Source organism: Kitasatospora sp. NPDC034035, from assembly GCF_055575755.1.
Genome location: NZ_JBVISA010000005.1, coordinates 1 through 16446, shown reverse-complemented (window position 1 = coordinate 16446; position 16446 = coordinate 1). Strand labels below are relative to the sequence as shown.

At 72.2% G+C, this 16446-nt stretch carries 15 protein-coding genes; 5 read left to right on the top strand and 10 right to left on the bottom strand.

Annotation, left to right across the window (positions count from 1 at the left end):
* The first annotated feature begins 41 nt into the window (after positions 1–41).
* The gene (locus ACZ52J_RS08675; protein WP_465616928.1) at positions 42–2414 is read left to right on the top strand and encodes an immune inhibitor A domain-containing protein; all 2373 of its coding nucleotides are present in this window, start codon (positions 42–44) and stop codon (positions 2412–2414) included.
* Between the two features lie 122 nt (positions 2415–2536).
* On the opposite strand, the gene ACZ52J_RS08670 is transcribed toward ACZ52J_RS08675, so the two are convergent.
* On the bottom strand, positions 2537–2701 hold the full coding sequence (locus ACZ52J_RS08670) for a hypothetical protein (RefSeq protein ID WP_465616926.1): 165 nt from the start codon (positions 2699–2701) through the stop codon (positions 2537–2539).
* Positions 2702–2883: 182 nt separating this feature from the next.
* On the opposite strand from ACZ52J_RS08670, the gene soxR reads away from it, so the two are divergent.
* Entirely contained in the window at positions 2884–3336 is a 453-nt protein-coding gene (gene soxR / locus ACZ52J_RS08665) for a redox-sensitive transcriptional activator SoxR (RefSeq protein ID WP_360498321.1), read from the top strand.
* A 107-nt stretch (positions 3337–3443) separates the two neighbouring features.
* On the opposite strand, the gene ACZ52J_RS08660 is transcribed toward soxR, so the two are convergent.
* The 5 genes from ACZ52J_RS08660 to ACZ52J_RS08640 all read right to left on the bottom strand — a co-directional run bounded on the left by ACZ52J_RS08660 (position 3444) and on the right by ACZ52J_RS08640 (position 9315).
* Positions 3444–4466, bottom strand: a complete 1023-nt coding sequence (locus ACZ52J_RS08660) for an ABC transporter ATP-binding protein (protein WP_465617413.1) — start codon at positions 4464–4466, stop codon at positions 3444–3446.
* A gap of 14 nt (positions 4467–4480) precedes the next feature.
* Positions 4481–5479 (bottom strand): ABC transporter ATP-binding protein, encoded by a 999-nt coding sequence (locus ACZ52J_RS08655; RefSeq protein ID WP_465616924.1) that lies wholly within the window; start codon positions 5477–5479, stop codon positions 4481–4483.
* Positions 5479–6465 carry an ABC transporter permease gene (locus ACZ52J_RS08650; protein ID WP_360498317.1) on the bottom strand — a complete coding sequence of 329 codons (987 nt, stop codon included), beginning with the start codon at positions 6463–6465 and terminating at the stop codon, positions 5479–5481. The genes ACZ52J_RS08655 and ACZ52J_RS08650 overlap by 1 nt, the downstream gene beginning before the upstream one ends.
* A complete protein-coding gene (locus ACZ52J_RS08645) occupies positions 6462–7397 on the bottom strand; it encodes an ABC transporter permease (protein WP_465616922.1) in 936 nt (311 codons plus the stop codon). The genes ACZ52J_RS08650 and ACZ52J_RS08645 overlap by 4 nt, the downstream gene beginning before the upstream one ends.
* A 163-nt stretch (positions 7398–7560) precedes the next feature.
* Positions 7561–9315: an ABC transporter substrate-binding protein gene (locus tag ACZ52J_RS08640; protein ID WP_465616920.1), complete on the bottom strand. Its 1755-nt coding sequence runs from the start codon at positions 9313–9315 to the stop codon at positions 7561–7563.
* A gap of 165 nt (positions 9316–9480) precedes the next feature.
* Here ACZ52J_RS08640 and ACZ52J_RS08635 point away from each other — a divergent pair, with 165 nt between their 5' ends.
* Complete coding sequence (locus ACZ52J_RS08635) at positions 9481–10932, top strand: aminopeptidase P family protein (protein ID WP_465616918.1); 1452 nt, start codon at positions 9481–9483, stop codon at positions 10930–10932.
* 23 nt (positions 10933–10955) lie between these two features.
* Here the strand turns inward: ACZ52J_RS08635 and ACZ52J_RS08630 are convergent, their stop codons facing one another.
* From ACZ52J_RS08630 to ACZ52J_RS08615, 4 genes are all read right to left on the bottom strand, one after another.
* Positions 10956–11285: an XRE family transcriptional regulator gene (locus ACZ52J_RS08630; RefSeq protein WP_360498312.1), complete on the bottom strand. Its 330-nt coding sequence runs from the start codon at positions 11283–11285 to the stop codon at positions 10956–10958.
* A 193-nt stretch (positions 11286–11478) separates the two neighbouring features.
* Positions 11479–12501, bottom strand: a complete 1023-nt coding sequence (locus tag ACZ52J_RS08625; RefSeq protein ID WP_465616916.1) for a nitronate monooxygenase — start codon at positions 12499–12501, stop codon at positions 11479–11481.
* Between the two features lie 72 nt (positions 12502–12573).
* Complete coding sequence (locus tag ACZ52J_RS08620; protein WP_465616914.1) at positions 12574–13200, bottom strand: response regulator transcription factor; 627 nt, start codon at positions 13198–13200, stop codon at positions 12574–12576.
* Positions 13197–14429 (bottom strand): sensor histidine kinase, encoded by a 1233-nt coding sequence (locus ACZ52J_RS08615; RefSeq protein ID WP_465616912.1) that lies wholly within the window; start codon positions 14427–14429, stop codon positions 13197–13199. The genes ACZ52J_RS08620 and ACZ52J_RS08615 overlap by 4 nt, the downstream gene beginning before the upstream one ends.
* A 165-nt stretch (positions 14430–14594) precedes the next feature.
* Between ACZ52J_RS08615 and ACZ52J_RS08610 the strand changes: the two genes are divergently transcribed.
* Both ACZ52J_RS08610 and ACZ52J_RS08605 read left to right on the top strand, forming a co-directional pair.
* Complete coding sequence (locus tag ACZ52J_RS08610; RefSeq protein WP_465616911.1) at positions 14595–15671, top strand: ABC transporter permease; 1077 nt, start codon at positions 14595–14597, stop codon at positions 15669–15671.
* Positions 15668–16351 carry an ABC transporter ATP-binding protein gene (locus tag ACZ52J_RS08605; protein WP_465616909.1) on the top strand — a complete coding sequence of 228 codons (684 nt, stop codon included), beginning with the start codon at positions 15668–15670 and terminating at the stop codon, positions 16349–16351. The genes ACZ52J_RS08610 and ACZ52J_RS08605 overlap by 4 nt, the downstream gene beginning before the upstream one ends.
* Positions 16352–16446: the final 95 nt, after the last annotated feature.

The window sequence follows — 16446 nt, the reverse complement described above, 5'->3', positions numbered from 1 at the left end:
GATGATCCGAAGCACCCCATCCCCCGGAAAGGACCGGTCAGTTGCGCAGACTGTCCGCGGCCCTCGCAGCAGCGCTCACCACGAGCGCGATAGCGGCCACCCTGCTGGGCACCCCCGCCCAAGCCGCTCCCCCGACCCCCCTCACCGTCACCGCCGCCGCGGCCTCCGACGCCGCCGCACAGGGCGCCGAGGCCCCGCCCGCACCGCTCGTCCCCCAGGAGCGCGAGCGCCAGGCGCTCCGCAGCAAGGCCCTGGAGCAGCTCAACAAGGGCGCCGTCGCCAAGACCGCCGACAAGCGGGCCCCGGCGAAGGTGAAGGTCGGCAACGACTACGTCCAACTGGCGCACCAGCGCACGGACAAGGTCTTCGTGATCCTCGCCCAGTTCGGCGACGAGGTGGACAACTCCACCCAGTGGAACGGCCAGCCCCGCTACGGCGGCACCCCCGGCCCGCGCCACGACCAGATCCCCAAGCCGGGCAAGGACGACAACCACACCCTGTGGTCGCCGGACTTCGACCGCACGTACTACCAGAAGATGTTCTTCGACGACGCGCCCGGCGCCGTGTCGATGCGCAACTACTACCGCACCCAGTCCTCCGGCCGGTACGACGTCGAGGGCACGGTCAGCGACTGGGTCACCGTCCCGTACAACGAGGCCCGCTACGGCAGCAACAAGGGCCCGCAGGGCTCCGGCGCCTGGACCGAGGCCCAGGAGTTCGTCCGGGACGCCGTGAAGGCCTGGTTCGACGGCGAGGTCGCCAAGGGCCGCTCGTCCGCCGACATCAAGGCGCAGCTCGCCCAGTACGACGTCTACGACCGCTACGACCACGACAAGGACGGCGAGTTCAACCGGCCCGACGGCTACCTGGACAACGTCATCGTCGTGCACGCCGGCGTGGACGAGACCTGGGGCGGCGGCGCACAGGGCACCGACGCGCTGTGGGCACACCGCAGTTGGGCCTTCCCGGACGCGACCGGGCAGACCGGCCCGGACGGCGACAAGATCGGCGGCGCGCCCGTCGGCGACACCGGCCTCTACGTCTACGACTACGTCCAGGGCGGCGAGAACAGCGGCGTCGGCCTGTTCGCCCACGAGTACGGCCACAACCTCGGCCTGCCCGACCTGTACAGCACCACCGGCGGCGACAACAGCGTCAACTTCTGGTCGCTGATGTCCTCCGGCTCGTACCTGGGCAAGGGCCCCAACACCACCGGCGGCTACCCGGGCGACCTCGACGCCTGGAGCAAGCTGCAGTTCGGCTGGCTCAACTACGACGAGGCGCAGGCCGCCACCCGCTCCAGCCACGCCCTCGGGGTGAGCAGCTACAACACCGACCAGGCGCAGGCGGTCCTGGTCCACCTGCCGGACGGCACCACCAGCACCGACCTCGCCGACCCGTACGAGGGCTCCAAGCAGTGGTGGAGCGACACCGGCGACAACCTCGACAACTCCCTCGCCCGGGACGTCGACCTGCGCACCGCCACCGGACCGGCCGCGCTGGACGCCGCGGCCTGGTACGACACCGAGCAGGACTACGACTTCCTGACCGTCGAGGCCTCCACCGACCAGGGCAAGCACTGGACCGCCCTGGGCGGCACCGTGGACGGCGCCCCGATCGGCAACACCAGCGCCAACACCCCCGGGCTGAGCGGCAGTTCCGGCACGTACCGGAAGCTGCACATCCCGCTGGACGGCTACCTCGGCCAGCAGGTCCGGCTGCGCTTCCACGCCACCTCGGACGGCAACACCCACGGCAGGGGCGTCCTGGTGGACGCCGTGAAGGCCACCGCCGGGGGCACCGAGCTGTTCGCCGACGGCGCCGAGAACGGGGCCGGCGGCTGGACGGCCAGCGGCTTCACGGCCATCACCGGCCGCACCGCCGTCAAGCAGCACCCGCGCGCCTACATCGCCGAGAACCGCCGCTACACCGGCTACGGGGCGTTCCTGAAGACCGGCCCGTACAACTTCGGCTACACCGGCGTCACCGGCAAGGCCAACGTCGTCGACAACTACCCGTACCAGGAAGGCGTCCTGCTCTGGCTCTGGGACACCTCGTACGGCGACAACAACACCAAGGACCACCCCGGCGGCGGGCTGATCCTGCCGATCGACGCCCACCCGGCGCCGATCCGCTTCGCCGACGGGACCCTGGTCAACGGGCGGGCGCAGACCTTCGACGCCACCTTCTCCCTCAGGCCGACCACCCCGTTCACCCTGCACAAGGGCGGAGTCGCGGTGCGGATCCCGGCCGAGCCGGCCGTCCCGGTGTTCAACGACCACACCGGGGTGTACGCCGACCCGGCCACGCCGCAGCTGACGGTGAAGGTGCCGGACACCGACACGAAGATCGAGGTCGTCCGGGAGTCCCAGGGCGGGCGGATCACCACCGTCCGGGTGGGCCCGGCCTCCTGAGCCTCGACCTCCCGAACGGCAACATCCCGAACGGCAACATCCCGAACCGCGGCCTCCAGCGCCGCGCATGACGAAGGCCCCGGATCCCCCGACAAAGGGATCCGGGGCCGGTCCGCGTCCGATCACCGCCCGAGGCGGCGGGCGGTGGGCGCGGCGGTGGCCGTGGCCGTGGCCGTGGCCGTGGCTACGCCGAGCACGGTGATCGCGGCGATCCCGAAGGTCATGTACCGGGCCGAGCCGACCGGGCTGTCCGCGCGCAGGATGACCAGGCCGCCGCCCGGCAGCACGGCGGGAGAAGAGTTCGCGCCACCCGCCGGAGGCCCCGTCGGACGGCGACTCCGTTGGGTAACTGTGCGGCTGGGCAACGGTTGTACCGTTCCTCACGGCAGATGATTCGGCCACGTCCGGTACGCTGAGACTTCAAGAGAACTTGAAGTCAAGGAGTCGCCATGACCACCGCGGAGGAGACATGACCACCGCGCCCGTCGACCTGCTGAGCGTCGGCGAGGTGGCCCGGCGGGCCGGGATCGCCACCTCGGCGGTGCGCTTCTACGAGGAGCAGGGACTGATCTCCTCCGAGCGGTCGGCCGGAAACCAGCGCCGCTACCGCCGGCACGTGCTGCGCCGGATCTCGCTCATCCTGGTCGCCAAGCGGCTCGGCATCCCGCTCAGCGAGGTCGCCGAGGTCTTCACCGGCCTCCCGGAGGACCGGATGCCCGGCAAACACGACTGGGAGCGCATCTCGCTCCGCTGGGCCGAGCAGCTCCGCGCCCGCCGGATCGAACTGGAGCGGCTGGAGGGCGAGCTGACCGGCTGCATCGGCTGCGGCTGCGTGTCGCTGCGCCGCTGCCGGGTGCTCAACCCCGGCGACGAGCTGGCCGCCGAGGGCCCCGGCCCGCGCCTCCTGCTGCCCGAGGAGTGAGAGCCGGGGATCGGTTGGAACCCGGTCGGACGCGGCCCTCGTAAGGTTCCCCGCCGCGTCCGACCGGGGGTCTGGATGCCCGGATCACATCTCCGGGAAGTCCCGGCTCACACCTCCGGGAAATGGCAGGCCGCCTGCCGGGTGCCCGGGCCGGCGATCTGCAGCAGCGGCCGCTCCGTCCGGCACAGGTCCTGCGCCTTGGGGCAGCGCGGGTGGAAGGTGCACCCGGGCGGCGGGTCGGCCGGGCTCGGCGGGTCGCCGAGCAGCACGATCCGTTCCCGGGTCCGCTCGGCCTCCGGGTCCGGCAGCGGTACGGCGGACAGCAGCGCCCTGGTGTACGGGTGCGCGGGGCTGCCGTACACCTCGGCCTTGTCGCCGATCTCGACGATCCGGCCCAGGTACATCACGGCGACCCGGTCGCAGACCCGCTTGACCACCGACAGGTCGTGCGCGATGAACACGTACGCCAGTCCGAGCTCCCGCTGGAGCCGCTCCATCAGGTTGACCACCTGGGCCTGGATGGACACGTCCAGCGCGGAGACCGGCTCGTCGGCGATCACCAGCCGCGGCGAGGTGGCCAGCGAGCGGGCGATGCCGATGCGCTGCGCCTGGCCGCCGGAGAACTCGTGCGGGTAGCGGTCCAGGTGCTCGGGGATCAGCCCGACCAGTTCCATCAGTTCGGCGGCCCGCTTGCGCGCGGCCGTCGCGCTCTCGCCCTGGACCAGCAACGGCTCGGAGATGATCCGGGACACCGTCTGCCGGGGGTTGAGCGAGGAGTACGGGTCCTGGAAGACCATCTGCAGGTCCCGCCGGTGCGGGCGCAGCCGGGCCTGGGAGAGCCCGCCGATCTCGGTGCCGTCGAAGGTGACGGTGCCCGAGGTCGGGTCGAGCAGGCGGACGATCATCCGGCCGGTGGTGGACTTGCCGCAGCCGGACTCGCCGACCAGGCCGAGCGTCTCCCCCGCGCCGACGTCGAAGCTGACCCCGTCCACGGCCCGGACCGGCGCACCGGGCCGCCCGGTGCGGCTGCGCCGGCCGGGGAAGGTCTTCACCAGGTCCCGTACGGACAGCAGCGGACCGGTCGGCACGGCATCGGCCGTCGCAGGATCGGTCATCGCAGGATCGGTCATCGCGGCATCGGCCATCACAGCACCCCTTCCGGCACCAGCGGCAGGTGGCAGGCGGCCTGGTGGCCGGGAGTGAGCGGGCCGAACACGGGTCGATCGGCCAGGCAGCGGGCGTGTTCCTCGGCGGACGCGGCGGTGGTGCGGGCGCAGCGCGGGGCGAAGGAGCAGCCGGTGGCGGGGGCGATCAGCGACGGCGGGCTGCCGGGGATGGCCCGCAGCGGGGCGTCGTCGGTGTCGTCCAGGCGGGGCAGCGAGTCCAGCAGGCCGCGGGTGTACGGGTGTGCGGGTTGCGCGAACAGCCGGTCCACCGGGGCCTGTTCGGCCGCCCGTCCGCCGTACATGACCAGGACCTCGTGGGCGACCCGGGCGACCACGCCGAGGTCGTGGGTGATCATCACGACGCCGAGGCCGCGCTCCTGCTGGATCCGGGCGATCAGGTCGAGGATCTGCGCCTGGACGGTGACGTCGAGCGCCGTGGTGGGCTCGTCGGCGATCAGCAGCTCGGGCTCGCAGGCGAGCGCCATGGCGATCATGACACGTTGGCGCATGCCGCCGGAGAACTGGTGCGGGTACTCGTCGACCCGGCGGGCCGGCTCGGGGATGCCGACCTCGGTGAGCATCTCCACCGCGCGGGCCCGGCCCGCCTTGCGGTTGGCCTTGAAGTGCACCCGGTAGTGCTCGGCGATCTGCTCGCCGACGGTGTAGAAGGGGTGCAGGCTGGACAGCGGGTCCTGGAAGATCATCGCGATCCGGCGGCCCCGGACGGTGCCCAGTTCCTTCTCCCCGAGCCCGTTCAGCTCCTGCCCGTGCAGCCGGATCGAGCCGGTGACGGCGGCGCCGCGGTGCAGGCCCATGACGGCGAGCGAGGTGACGGACTTGCCGCTGCCGGACTCGCCGACCAGGCCGAGGGTGCGGCCGGCCTCGACGGCGAAGGAGATGCCGTCCACCGCCCGCACGGTGCCGCGCGGGGTGTCGAAGGCGACCCTGAGGTCGTCGACCTCCAACAGGCTGGTCATCAGTACCTCACTCTCGGGTCGACGAACGCGTAGAGCAGGTCGACCAGCAGGTTCGCCGCGACGATGAAGAACGCCGCGAGCAGGGTGACGCCGAGGATGACGGGCTGGTCGGAGCGGCCCAGGCCGTCGTAGAACAGCCGGCCGACGCCGGGCAGGCCGAAGATGGACTCGGTGATGACGGCGCCGGCCAGCAGGCCGCCGAGGTCCATGCCGAAGATGGTGAGGATCGGCGTCATCGCGGAGCGCAGCCCGTGCTTGACCGTGACCGTCCGCGGCGGCAGCCCCTTGGCCCGGGCGGTGCGGATGTACGGCTCGGCCATCGCCTCGATCATCGAGTTGCGGCTCTGCCGGGCGTACATCGCCGCGTACAGCAGGGCCAGGGCGGTCCACGGCAGCAGCAGGTTGGAGGCCCACGCGAGGGGGTTCTCGGTGAACTGGTGGTAGGCCGGGTAGGGCAGCAGCCCGGCCGTCCTGACGACGCCCCAGATCAGCATGATCGAGGTGAAGTAGACCGGCAGCGAGGCGGTGCCGACCGAGAACACCATCAGTGTCCGGTCGAGCGGCCTGCCCTTGTGCAGCGCCGAGGTGATGCCCGCGCCGAGGCCGAGGACCAGCCAGAGCACGGCCGCGCCGAGGGCCAGCGAGATGGAGACCGGCAGCCGGTCGGTCAGCAGGTCCCACACCGGCAGCCCGTACTCGTAGGAGTAGCCGAGGCACGGGAAGCCGCAGTGCACGGTGCTGGGCCCGGAGCCGTAGTCGCGGCCGGCGAAGATGCCGCCGAGGTAGGCGAGGAACTGGTCCCAGATCGGCTTGTCCAGGCCCATCGCCGCCTTGACGTCGGCGAGCCGCTCGGGGCTGCAGGTCTTGCCGCAGGCCGCCGCGGCCGGGTCGTTGGGCAGCAGGTAGAAGATGGTGAAGGTGATGGCGCAGATGGCGAGCAGGATGCCCACCACGCCGAGCAGTCGGCGGCCGAGGTAGAGGATCACGACCGGCCTCCCCGGGGGTCGAGGATGTCGCGCAGCGTGTCCCCGAGGAGGGTGAAGGCGAGCACGGCGAGGAACAGGAAGGCGGTCGGGATCAGGAAGTAGGTCGGGTCGGTCTCGTAGTGGACGATGCTCTCGGCGATCATCTGGCCCCAGGACGGGGTCGGCGGGCGGACGCCCACGCCGAGGTAGCTGAGCGCGGCCTCGGTGGCGATCATGCCGGGGATGAGCAGCGTGGTGTAGGCGATGATCGGGCCGGAGACGTTGGGCAGGATCTCCCGGGTGAGGATCCGCCAGGACCGGGCGCCGCCGACCTTGGCGGCCTCGACGTACTCGCGGTGCTTGAGCGACAGGGTCTGGCCGCGGACCACGCGGGCGATGCCGGGCCAGGTGAACAGCCCGATCACCAGGGTGATCAGCAGGATCCGGTTGACGTCCTTGGCCACCGACATCATCGCGATCATGAAGATCAGCGAGGGGAAGGACATCGTGAGGTCCATCAGCCGGGACAGCAGCGTGTCGGTGCGGCCGCCGAAGTAGCCGGCCGCGATGCCGGCCAGGGTGCCGGCGATCACGACGACGGCGGTCGCGGTGAAGGCGATCAGCAGGGACACCTGCCCGCCGTGCAGCACCCGGGCGAACAGGTCGCGCCCGGTGATCGGCTCGACGCCCAGCCAGTGCCGGCTGCTGATGCCGCCGAAGTCGCCCCGGGGCAGGCCGCCCAGGTACGGGTCGATGGCGCGCTTGTCGAACTCCTCGGGGGTCCAGCCGCCGAGCGAGCTCAGCGGACCGGCCAGCGCGGCGGCCAGGATCAGCACGCCGACCGTGATCAGCCCGAACCGGGCCGAGCCCTTGGCCCACAGCTGGTCCCAGACCAGCCGCCAGGGCCCGCGCCCGGCGGTCTTCGCGGCGCCCGCCGCCGTGGCACCGGCCACGGCGGCGGGCTCTGCAACACTTCGCTCGGCTCCGGCCGCTCCTGATCCGGCGTCGACGCTCCGCGCTCCGGCACTGGCTGCGCTCGCCTGTCGCTCGTCACCGTCGACACCCGCGCGGCCTTCGGCTCCCGAAGGGGTGGTGGTACTCATCGGTGCCGGCCCCTCAGCCCTTGCCCTTGGCGGGGTCCTTGAGGCCGACCACGGCGAGGTCGATCATGCCGGCGTAGCCGGAGTTGCCGAACGCGCCGGCCACGTTGGTGCCCACCAGCAGGGGGCGGCGCTGCCACATCAGCGGGACGGCCGGGGCCTTAGCCATCAGGTCCTGGTCCAGCTGCTGCCAGGCCTTGTTGGCCTCGCTGACGTCCGTCATGGCCGCGATCTGGTCCATCCGGTCCATCGTGGCCTGGTCCTTGAACTGGCTGTAGTTGCCCTGGTTGCCCTTCTCCTTGAGGGTCCGTCCGTCGAACAGGAACGGGAAGAAGGTCGCGGCGGACGGGTAGTCGGGACACCAGCCGTTGATGGTCAGCTCGGGGGCGTTCTTGAGGTCGCCGATGGTGTCGGCGAAGGCGGACGGGTCCACGGTGTTGACGGTGACCTGGACGCCGACCTTGGCCAGCGACTGCTGGATCGCCTCGGCCCGGGTCTTGTCGCCGAGCGAGACGGTGATCGCGACCTTGAGGTCGGTCTTGCCCGCCGCCTTCAGCAGGTCCTTGGCCTTCTCCGGGTCACCGGCCACCGGGACCTTCAGCGGGTCGGCCTTGACTCCGCCGGTCAGCGACGGCGGCAGGTAGGAGGTCGCCACGTCGGTCACCGCCGGGCCGCCGAACGCCGTCACCTGCGCCTCGCGGTCGACCGCCCACATCATCGCCTCGCGCACCTTCGGGTCGTCGAAGGGGGCCTTGGCGGTGTTCATGTACAGCATGTCGGTGCAGCCGGTCTGCTCCGCCACCATGCGGGACTTGACGTCCGCCTTGGGCAGCACCTTGGCGACGCTCTCGTGCTGCATCCAGGGCATGTCGATGGCGTTGGCGTCGGCGCCGTCACTGGCGATGATCCGGTCGTCGGCCTGGCCGCCCTTGATGCCCTGCGTGACCACGATCTTGTCCGGGTACGCCTTGCGGACGGTGTCGGTGCCCTGCTCCCAGTTGGTGTTGCGGACCAGGACCAGCTGCTTGCCGCGGTCGTAGGTCTCGATCTTGTACGGGCCGGAGGAGAACGGCCGCGAGTCGTACTGGGTGCCCTTCTCCTGGGACTGCGGCACCGGGGAGAAGGTCGGCAGGGTGACGGTGTCCGAGAACTCGGCGACCGGGCGCTTCAGGTGGAAGACGATCGTCCTGTCGTCCGGCGTCTCGATGCTCGCCAGGTGCTCGCCGTTCAGCGGGCCCTTGTAGTTCTCGCCGCCCGCCAGGTACTGGATCGCGTAGTCGGGGCCGCCGGTGAGGTCCGGCGAGAAGGAGCGCTCGACGTTGTACTTGATGTCGGCGGACTTGATCGGGCTGCCGTCCTCGTACTTGAGGCCGTCCTTCAGGGTGAAGGTCCACACCTTGCCGCCCTCGGCGGACTTGCCCAGGTCGGTGGCGAGGTCCGGGACGATCTCGCTGCCCGCGGCGCCCGGCTCGGACTTGAAGGTGGTAAGCGTGCGGTAGATCAGCCGGGTGCCGAAGTCCATGTGCGGCACCACCCAGTTGCGGGCCTGATCGAGGTGGGCGAAGTCCTGGTTGGTGAGGACGGTGAGGGTGCCCCCCTTGGCCGGGGTGCCGCCGACGATCGAACCGGACGCCGCGCCCGGGCCCTGACTGTTCGAAGGCCCGGCCGCGTCACCGCCACTGTCGCTCTTGTCGTTCTTGCAGGCCCCGAGGCCGAGGGTGAGGGTCGCCGCGAGGGCCGCCGCGAGGGCGGCGTGGGTGCGCCTGGTCATGTTGCAACTCCGCTGTGGGGGGCCTGATCCGGCCGCTCCGCTGTGTGACCCGTAACATAGTAATGTGAAATTGCACTGCACAAGAGGTGACGCCACCCGTTACCGAGCTGTGTCCGTGCGCGCCCCCTGCCGCACATCTCCCCAGTCCAGCCAAGGAGTTCACCGGTGACCCTCCCCCGGACCGGCCTCAACACCGGGAGCCACGACCTCCCGGTCTCCCCCGCCCTCGCCGCCTTCATGGGCACCCGCTGGGCCCCCACCCCGCTCCCCACCGACCGCCGCGTCCCCGGCCACGACCGCTTCCCCGGCCGCCGCGCCCGCCTCTGTGCCGCCTTCCCCGGCGAACGGCTCATCATCCCGGCCGGCCGGCTCAAGGTGCGCTGCAACGACCTCGACCACCGCTTCCGCCCGCACAGCGCGTACGTCTGGCTCACCGGACTCACCGGCGAGGACCAGGCCGACCACGTCCTCGTCCTCGAACCCGCCGGCCCCGAAGGCCACGAGCCGATCCTCTACCTGCGCCCCCGCTCCCCGCGCGACGGCGGCGAGTTCTACCGCGACCGCCGCTACGGCGAGTTCTGGGTCGGCCCCCGACCCGACCTCGCCGAAGCCGCCCGGCTCACCGGGATACGCACCGAACACCTCGACGACCTCGGCAAACTGCTCTCCGGCCCCCAGCCGCCCACCCGGGTCCTGGCGGGCACCGACGCCCTGGTCGACGAGACCACCGGGCGGCGCACGGCCTCCCACGAGGACGGCGAACTCGCCGCTGTCCTCTCCGAGTTGCGCCTGGTCAAGGACGAGTGGGAAATCGGGCAGCTGCAACTCGCCGTCGACCACACCGTCACCGGCTTCGAAGACGTCGTCCGCGCCCTGCCCACCGCGCTGCGCCACCACCGCGGCGAACGCTGGATCGAAGGCGTCTTCGACCTGCGCGCCCGCGCCGAAGGCAACGGCACCGCCTACACCACCATCGCCGCCTCCGGCGCCCACGCCTGCGTCCTGCACTGGATCCGCAACGACGGCGCCCTCGACCCGAACGCCCTGCTCCTGCTGGACGCCGGCGTCGAAACCGACACCCTCTACGCCGCCGACATCACCCGCACCCTCCCGCTCAGCGGCACCTTCACCCCCGCCCAACGCCAGGCCTACGAACTCGTCCTCGCCGCCCAGAGCGCCGGCATCGCCGCCCTACGCCCCGGCGCCCGCTTCCGCGACTTCCACCGCGCCGCCATGCGCGTCATCGCCGAAGGCCTCGCCGACTGGGGCATCCTGCGCATCCCCGCCGACCAGGCCCTCGCCGAGGACAACGGCCTCTACCGCCGCTACACCCTCTGCGGCAGCGGCCACATGCTCGGCCTCGACTACCACGACTGCGCCAAGTCCCGCGCCGACCGCTACCTCGACGGCACCCTCGAAGAGGGCATGGTCATCACCGTCGAACCCGGCCTCTACCTCCAACCCGACGACGAAACCCTCCCCCTCGAACTCCGCGGCCTCGGCATCCGCATCGAGGACGACCTGGTGATCACCCCGGACGGCGCCCACCTGATGTCGAACGCCCTCCCGAGGACGGTCAAGGACATCGAGTCATGGATGGCGGCCCTCCTGAGCTGACCACCTACGGCCAGGGCGGACGATCAAGCCACCTTGATCGTCCGCTCCCCCTGCCGAACGGTGACCTCCACCTCGCCGCCGATGGCAGCGGCATACGCCCGCAGATTGTCCAGGCTGTCCACCTGCCCGTGCTCGATCTGCGACACCCGCGCCTGGCTCACCCCGAGCAGTTCAGCCACGTGCTTCTGCGTGAGTCCGGCCTTGCGCCGCATCTCCGCAAGCTCATACCCCCGAACCTGAGCAAGCATCTCCTGGCGAACCTGCACCCGCCTCGCCTCCGCCTCCGGCGTCGCCAGCTCGGGAAACCGCTTCATGACCTCGGCTCGCACCTCGGTCCAACTACGCCCCTTCATCGGCGCGCTCCGTTCCGTTGCTCCTCGACGTAGCCCGCGTAACGCTTCTCCGCCAGAGGAATCGACTCGTCGTACGGGCGTGATCTCCCACATGCGGCCACATTGAGTTGTGTCTTATGCGCTACCGCGTACTTTCCCTCCTAATCCACCCCGGCGAGGGACAACACGCCCCGTCCGGCGCGCGCTGGGCGCGCTACCCCTGCGCGCCCTGCCACAGCTGCGCCACGATCTGCTCCGCCGGGCCGGAGCGGGCCAGGTGGTGGGCCGTGCCGGCCCAGAGGTGCATGGCCGTGGTGTCGGCGCGGCGGGTGGCGGCGGTGCGGAGCGGGGCGGTGAGGTGGTGGACCTCGGGGTAGGCGGGCGGGGCGTACCGGCCGTGGCGGTCGATGAAGGCGTTGCGCAGGCCGCGAGCGGGACGGCCGGTGAAGGCGCGGGTGACGGTCGTCTCCGGGAGTTCGGTGAGCGCCGCCCGGTGCGCGGCCGAGGCGCCGGACTCGTCGGAGCGCAGCAGGGCCGTCCCCAGCTGCACCGCGACCGCCCCGGCCCGCAGTGCCGCCGCGATCGCCGCGCCGTCGCCGAGCCCGCCGGCGGCGATCAGCGGCAGCGCCGTCACCTCCCCTACGGCGGGCAGCAGTTCGAGCAGCGGCGTCTCCCCCGGCACGTCCGCGATCCGGTGGGTGCCCCGGTGCCCGCCCGCTTCCGGGCCCTGCACGCACAGCGCGTCCATGCCGGCCGCCTCCGCCGCCCGCGCCTCCTCCGGCGTGGTGACGGTGCCGACCTGCAGTGTCCCGGCGGCCCGCAGTGCGGCGGCCTCCTCCGCCGTCGGCAGCCCGAAGGTATACGAGACCACCGGCACCGGGTCGGCGAGCAGCGCGGCGAGCTTGGCCTCCCAGTCGTCCCGGTCCGGCCCGACCTCCTCCGGCAGTGCCACCCCCCACCGCTCGGCTTCGGGCCGCAGCCGCTCGCGGTAGGCGGCGACGGCCGCCGGATCCCCGGGCGGTGCCGGGACGAAGAGGTTCACCCCGTACGGCCGGTCGCTCGACTTGCGTACCAGCGCGATCTGTTCGCACATCGCCGCGGCGCTCTTGTACCCCGCGGCGAGGAACCCGAGCCCGCCGGCCCGGTTCACCGCGGCCACCAGCTCCGGGGTGGAGGCCCCGCCCGCCATCGGCGCGGCGATCACCGGTACGGCAAGCTCGTCGAGACGCACGGCCATCGGGGCTCCTCACACTGCTGCGGGCACGGACCGTTTCCCACCCTACGCTCGGCGGACCGGCCGCCGCGGTCCCTATCGGATCAGCCCGCGCCCCCGCGCCTCCCGCACCGCCGCCGTGCGCGAGTCGACCCCCAACTTGGTGTAGATGTGCACCAGGTGCGACTTCACCGTGGCCTGGCTCAGGTGCAGCCGCTGGCTGATCTGCTGGTTGGTCAGCCCGTCGGCGACCAGCCCCAGCACTTCGGTCTCCCGCGCGCTGAGCGCCGCCGCGGGTGTCCGCATCCGTTCCAGCAGCCGGTCCGCGACGCTGGGCGCCAGTGCGGAGCGTCCGGCGGCGGCCGCCCGTACGGCCTGGGCCAGTTCCTCGGGCGGCGCGTCCTTCAGCAGGTACCCGGTGGCGCCCGCTTCCAGGGCGGGCAGGGTGTCGGCGTCGGTGTCGTACGTGGTGACGACCAGGACGCGTGGCGCGCCCGCGCGGGCGGTGATCGCCGCGGTGGCCTGTGCGCCGTTCATCGCCGAGCCGGGCCCGAACTGCAGGTCCATCAGCACCACGTCGACGCCGGCTTTCGCGGCGAGTTCGACGGCCCGTTCGGCGGTCGCCGCCTCCGCGACGATCGCGAAGTCCGGTTCGCTCTCCAGTACCGCCCGTAGCCCGGCGCGCACGACGGGGTGGTCGTCGGCGATCAGCAGCCGGATCACGTCGCCTCCTCCGCTCCGGGAACGACCGGCCCGACGGGCAGTTGCACGGCCACCGCCGTCCCCTCTCCGGGCGCCGACTCCACCGTGAAGGTGCCGCCGAGCGTCCGCGCCCGGGCCCGCATCGAGGGCAGCCCGAATCCGCCGTCCGCGCCGGTGCGGCCCGCGACCGCCGCCGGGTCGAATCCGGCCCCGTCGTCGAACACGTCGAGCGCCACCTCGCCCTCCATGTAGCTGAGTGTCACTTCGGCCCGCGAGGCCTTCGCGTGCCGGACGGTGTTGCCGAGCGCCGACTGTGCGATCCGCAGCAGCGCGACCTCCTGCGCGGCCGGCAGCCGGACCGGGTCGCCGGAGACGTGCAGGTGGACGGGCAGCGCACCGTGCGCCGTCGTCGTCGCGCACAGCCGTTCCAGCGCGACCGGCAGCGGGTCGCTGTCCAGTGCGGGCGGGGTGAGCGCGCGGACGAAGCGCCGGGCCTCGTCCAGGTTGTCCTGAGCGGCCTGCCGCGCCTGCTCGACGTATCCGGCGGCGGCTTCGGTGCGCTCGGGCAGGGCCCGTTGGGCGGCCCGCAGCAGCAGTTGGATGGAGCTGAGGCTCTGCGCGAGGGTGTCGTGGATCTCGCGGGCGAGGCGTTCGCGTTCGGCCAGCACGCCGGCGGTGTGGTGGGCGGCGGCGAGGTCGGCGCGGGCGGCGGTGAGTTCGTCGATCAGCCGGCGCCGTTCTTCGCTCTCCCGGTAGAGCGCCTGGTAGCCGAGCACGGTGGCGGTGGCGACGGCCGCGCCGAGGGCGGGCCCGATGGCGGCGGCGAGGCTGAAGCTGTGCTGGTGCCAGGACCATGCGGCGATCGCCGCGACGGCGGTCAGCCCGACGGCCACGGGCCCGCCGCGCCGCCCGAGCAGGTGCAGTTCCAGGAAGTACAGCGGGAACGCCAGCCAGACCCCGTCCTGGGTGGCGACCAGCACGCCCGCCCAGGTGACGCCGAGCAGTGCCAGCCAGAGCGCGGCCGCCCGGCGCGAGCGGCGGACGGCGGCCAGCTGCGGTCCGACGGCGTAGACGGCGCCCATCGCGGTGGCCGCGGCGGCGACGGCGGCCGGGTCGCCGCCGTGGTCGGCGCCGTGGCCGGTGAAGGCGGACCGGGCGACGGCGAGCGCGAGGAGGCCCGCTACGAGCAGGTGCAGGCAGACCTGGAGGACGCGGGCGACGGGGGTGGTTCTGGATCGTTCGGTCGCCATCCGTCCAGCCTAAGTTCCGTTCGCGGGGCTCGGCATCAATCAAAAGGTTGAACTCCGCTTCTGCCCTTTGATGCCCAGGATGCAATCCCCGGCGCGATGCCGGGGGGCCGTGCCGTCCACGACGGTGGGAACGTCGGAAAACACCTGCGCAGAGGAAGGCCCACCGTGTTCGTCGCCTGGAGGGACCTGAGGTTCGCCAAGGGGCGGTTCGCCCTGATGGGGACCGTCATCGTCCTGATCACCGTCCTGGTCGGCCTGCTGTCCGGTCTGACCGCCGGCCTCGGCCGCCAGAACATCTCCGCGATCACCGGCCTGCCCGCCGATCACCTGGTGTTCTCCAAGCCCGCCGACGGACAGCAGCTGTCCTTCACCGACTCCCAGGTCACCCCCGAGCAGTGGCAGGCCTGGTCCCGCGAGCCGGGCGTCACCTCCGCCCAGCCCATCGGCATCACCACCACCAAGGCCGCCGCCGGCACCCGCACCGCCGCGCTCTCCGCCTTCGGCGTCCCGGACGGCTCCGGGCTCGCCCCGCAGGGCACCCTGATCGCCCCCGGCCGGGCGGTGCTGTCGAAGACCGCCGCCGAGAACCTGGGCGGCCTCACCGCCGGCGCCGACTTCACCCTGGCCGGGCACCCGCTGCGGGTCGCGGCCGTAGACGGCGACGCCGCGTACAGCCACACCCCGGTGATCTGGACCAGCCTCACCGACTGGCAGCGGTTCGCCCCCGGCGGCACCGGCCACGCCACCGTCATCGCGCTCACCACCGCGAAGGGCGCCGACCTCGCCGCCGCCGACACCCACCAGGGCACCGTGACCCGCACCCGCGACGACGCCCTCGCCGCGATCGGCTCCTACACCTCGGAGAACGGCTCCCTCCAGCTGATGCGCGGCTTCCTGTTCGCCATCTCGGCGCTGGTGATCGGCGCGTTCTTCACCGTCTGGACGATCCAGCGCAGCGGCGACATCGCCGTCCTCAAGGCCCTCGGCGCCTCCACCCGCTACCTGCTGCGCGACGCGCTGGGCCAGGCCGTCCTGCTGCTCGTGCTCGGCACCCTGCTGGGCACGGCGATCGCGGCGGGCCTGGGGGCGCTGGTCGGCTCCGCCGTCCCCTTCGTCCTGGACGCCCCGACCGTCCTGCTGCCCGCCACCGTCATGATCGCCCTCGGCGCGGTCGGCGCGGCCCTGTCCATCCGCCGGATCACCTCCGTCGACCCGCTGACCGCCCTGGGGAGCGCCCGATGAGTCTCCTGCTCGACCGCATCACCCTCACCTACCCGGACGGCGACGGCCGGCTCACCGCCCTCGACGACGTCTCGCTGACCGTCCCCAAGGGCACCATCACCGCCGTCGTCGGCCCGTCCGGCTCCGGCAAGTCCAGCCTGCTGGCGGTGGCCGCCACCCTGATCACCCCGGACTCCGGGCAGGTCGTCATCGACGGCACCGACACCACGGGCCTCAGCCGGGCCGACCTCACCGCGCTGCGCCGCACCAGGATCGGCGTCGTCTTCCAGCAGGCCAACCTGCTTCCCTCGCTCACCGCCACCGAACAACTCCAGGTGATGGCCCACCTCGACGGCCGCCCGCCGCGCGAAGCCCTCCCCCGCGCCCTGGACCTGCTGGACGCCGTCGGCCTGCGCGACCAGGCCGCCCGCCGCCCGCACCAGCTCTCCGGCGGCCAGCGCCAGCGCGTCAACATCGCCCGCGCCCTGATGAACGACCCCACGGTCCTGCTGGTGGACGAACCCACCAGTGCCCTCGACCACGAACGCGGCGCCGCCGTCCTGGACTTGATCACGGAACTCACCCACCGAAGGGCCACCGCCACCGTCCTGGTCACCCACGACCGCACCCACCTCACGGCCGTCGACCAGATCGCCGAAGTCCACGACGGGAGGCTGACCCTGCCGACGGCGGTGGGTTAGCCTCGATATTTCGTGACGGTCCGTCGGTCTATCCGGCGGGCCGTTTCGGCTTGTTCGGGCGATGTGGGGCAGGCTGGTGGCCCGGCTGTCGCGTC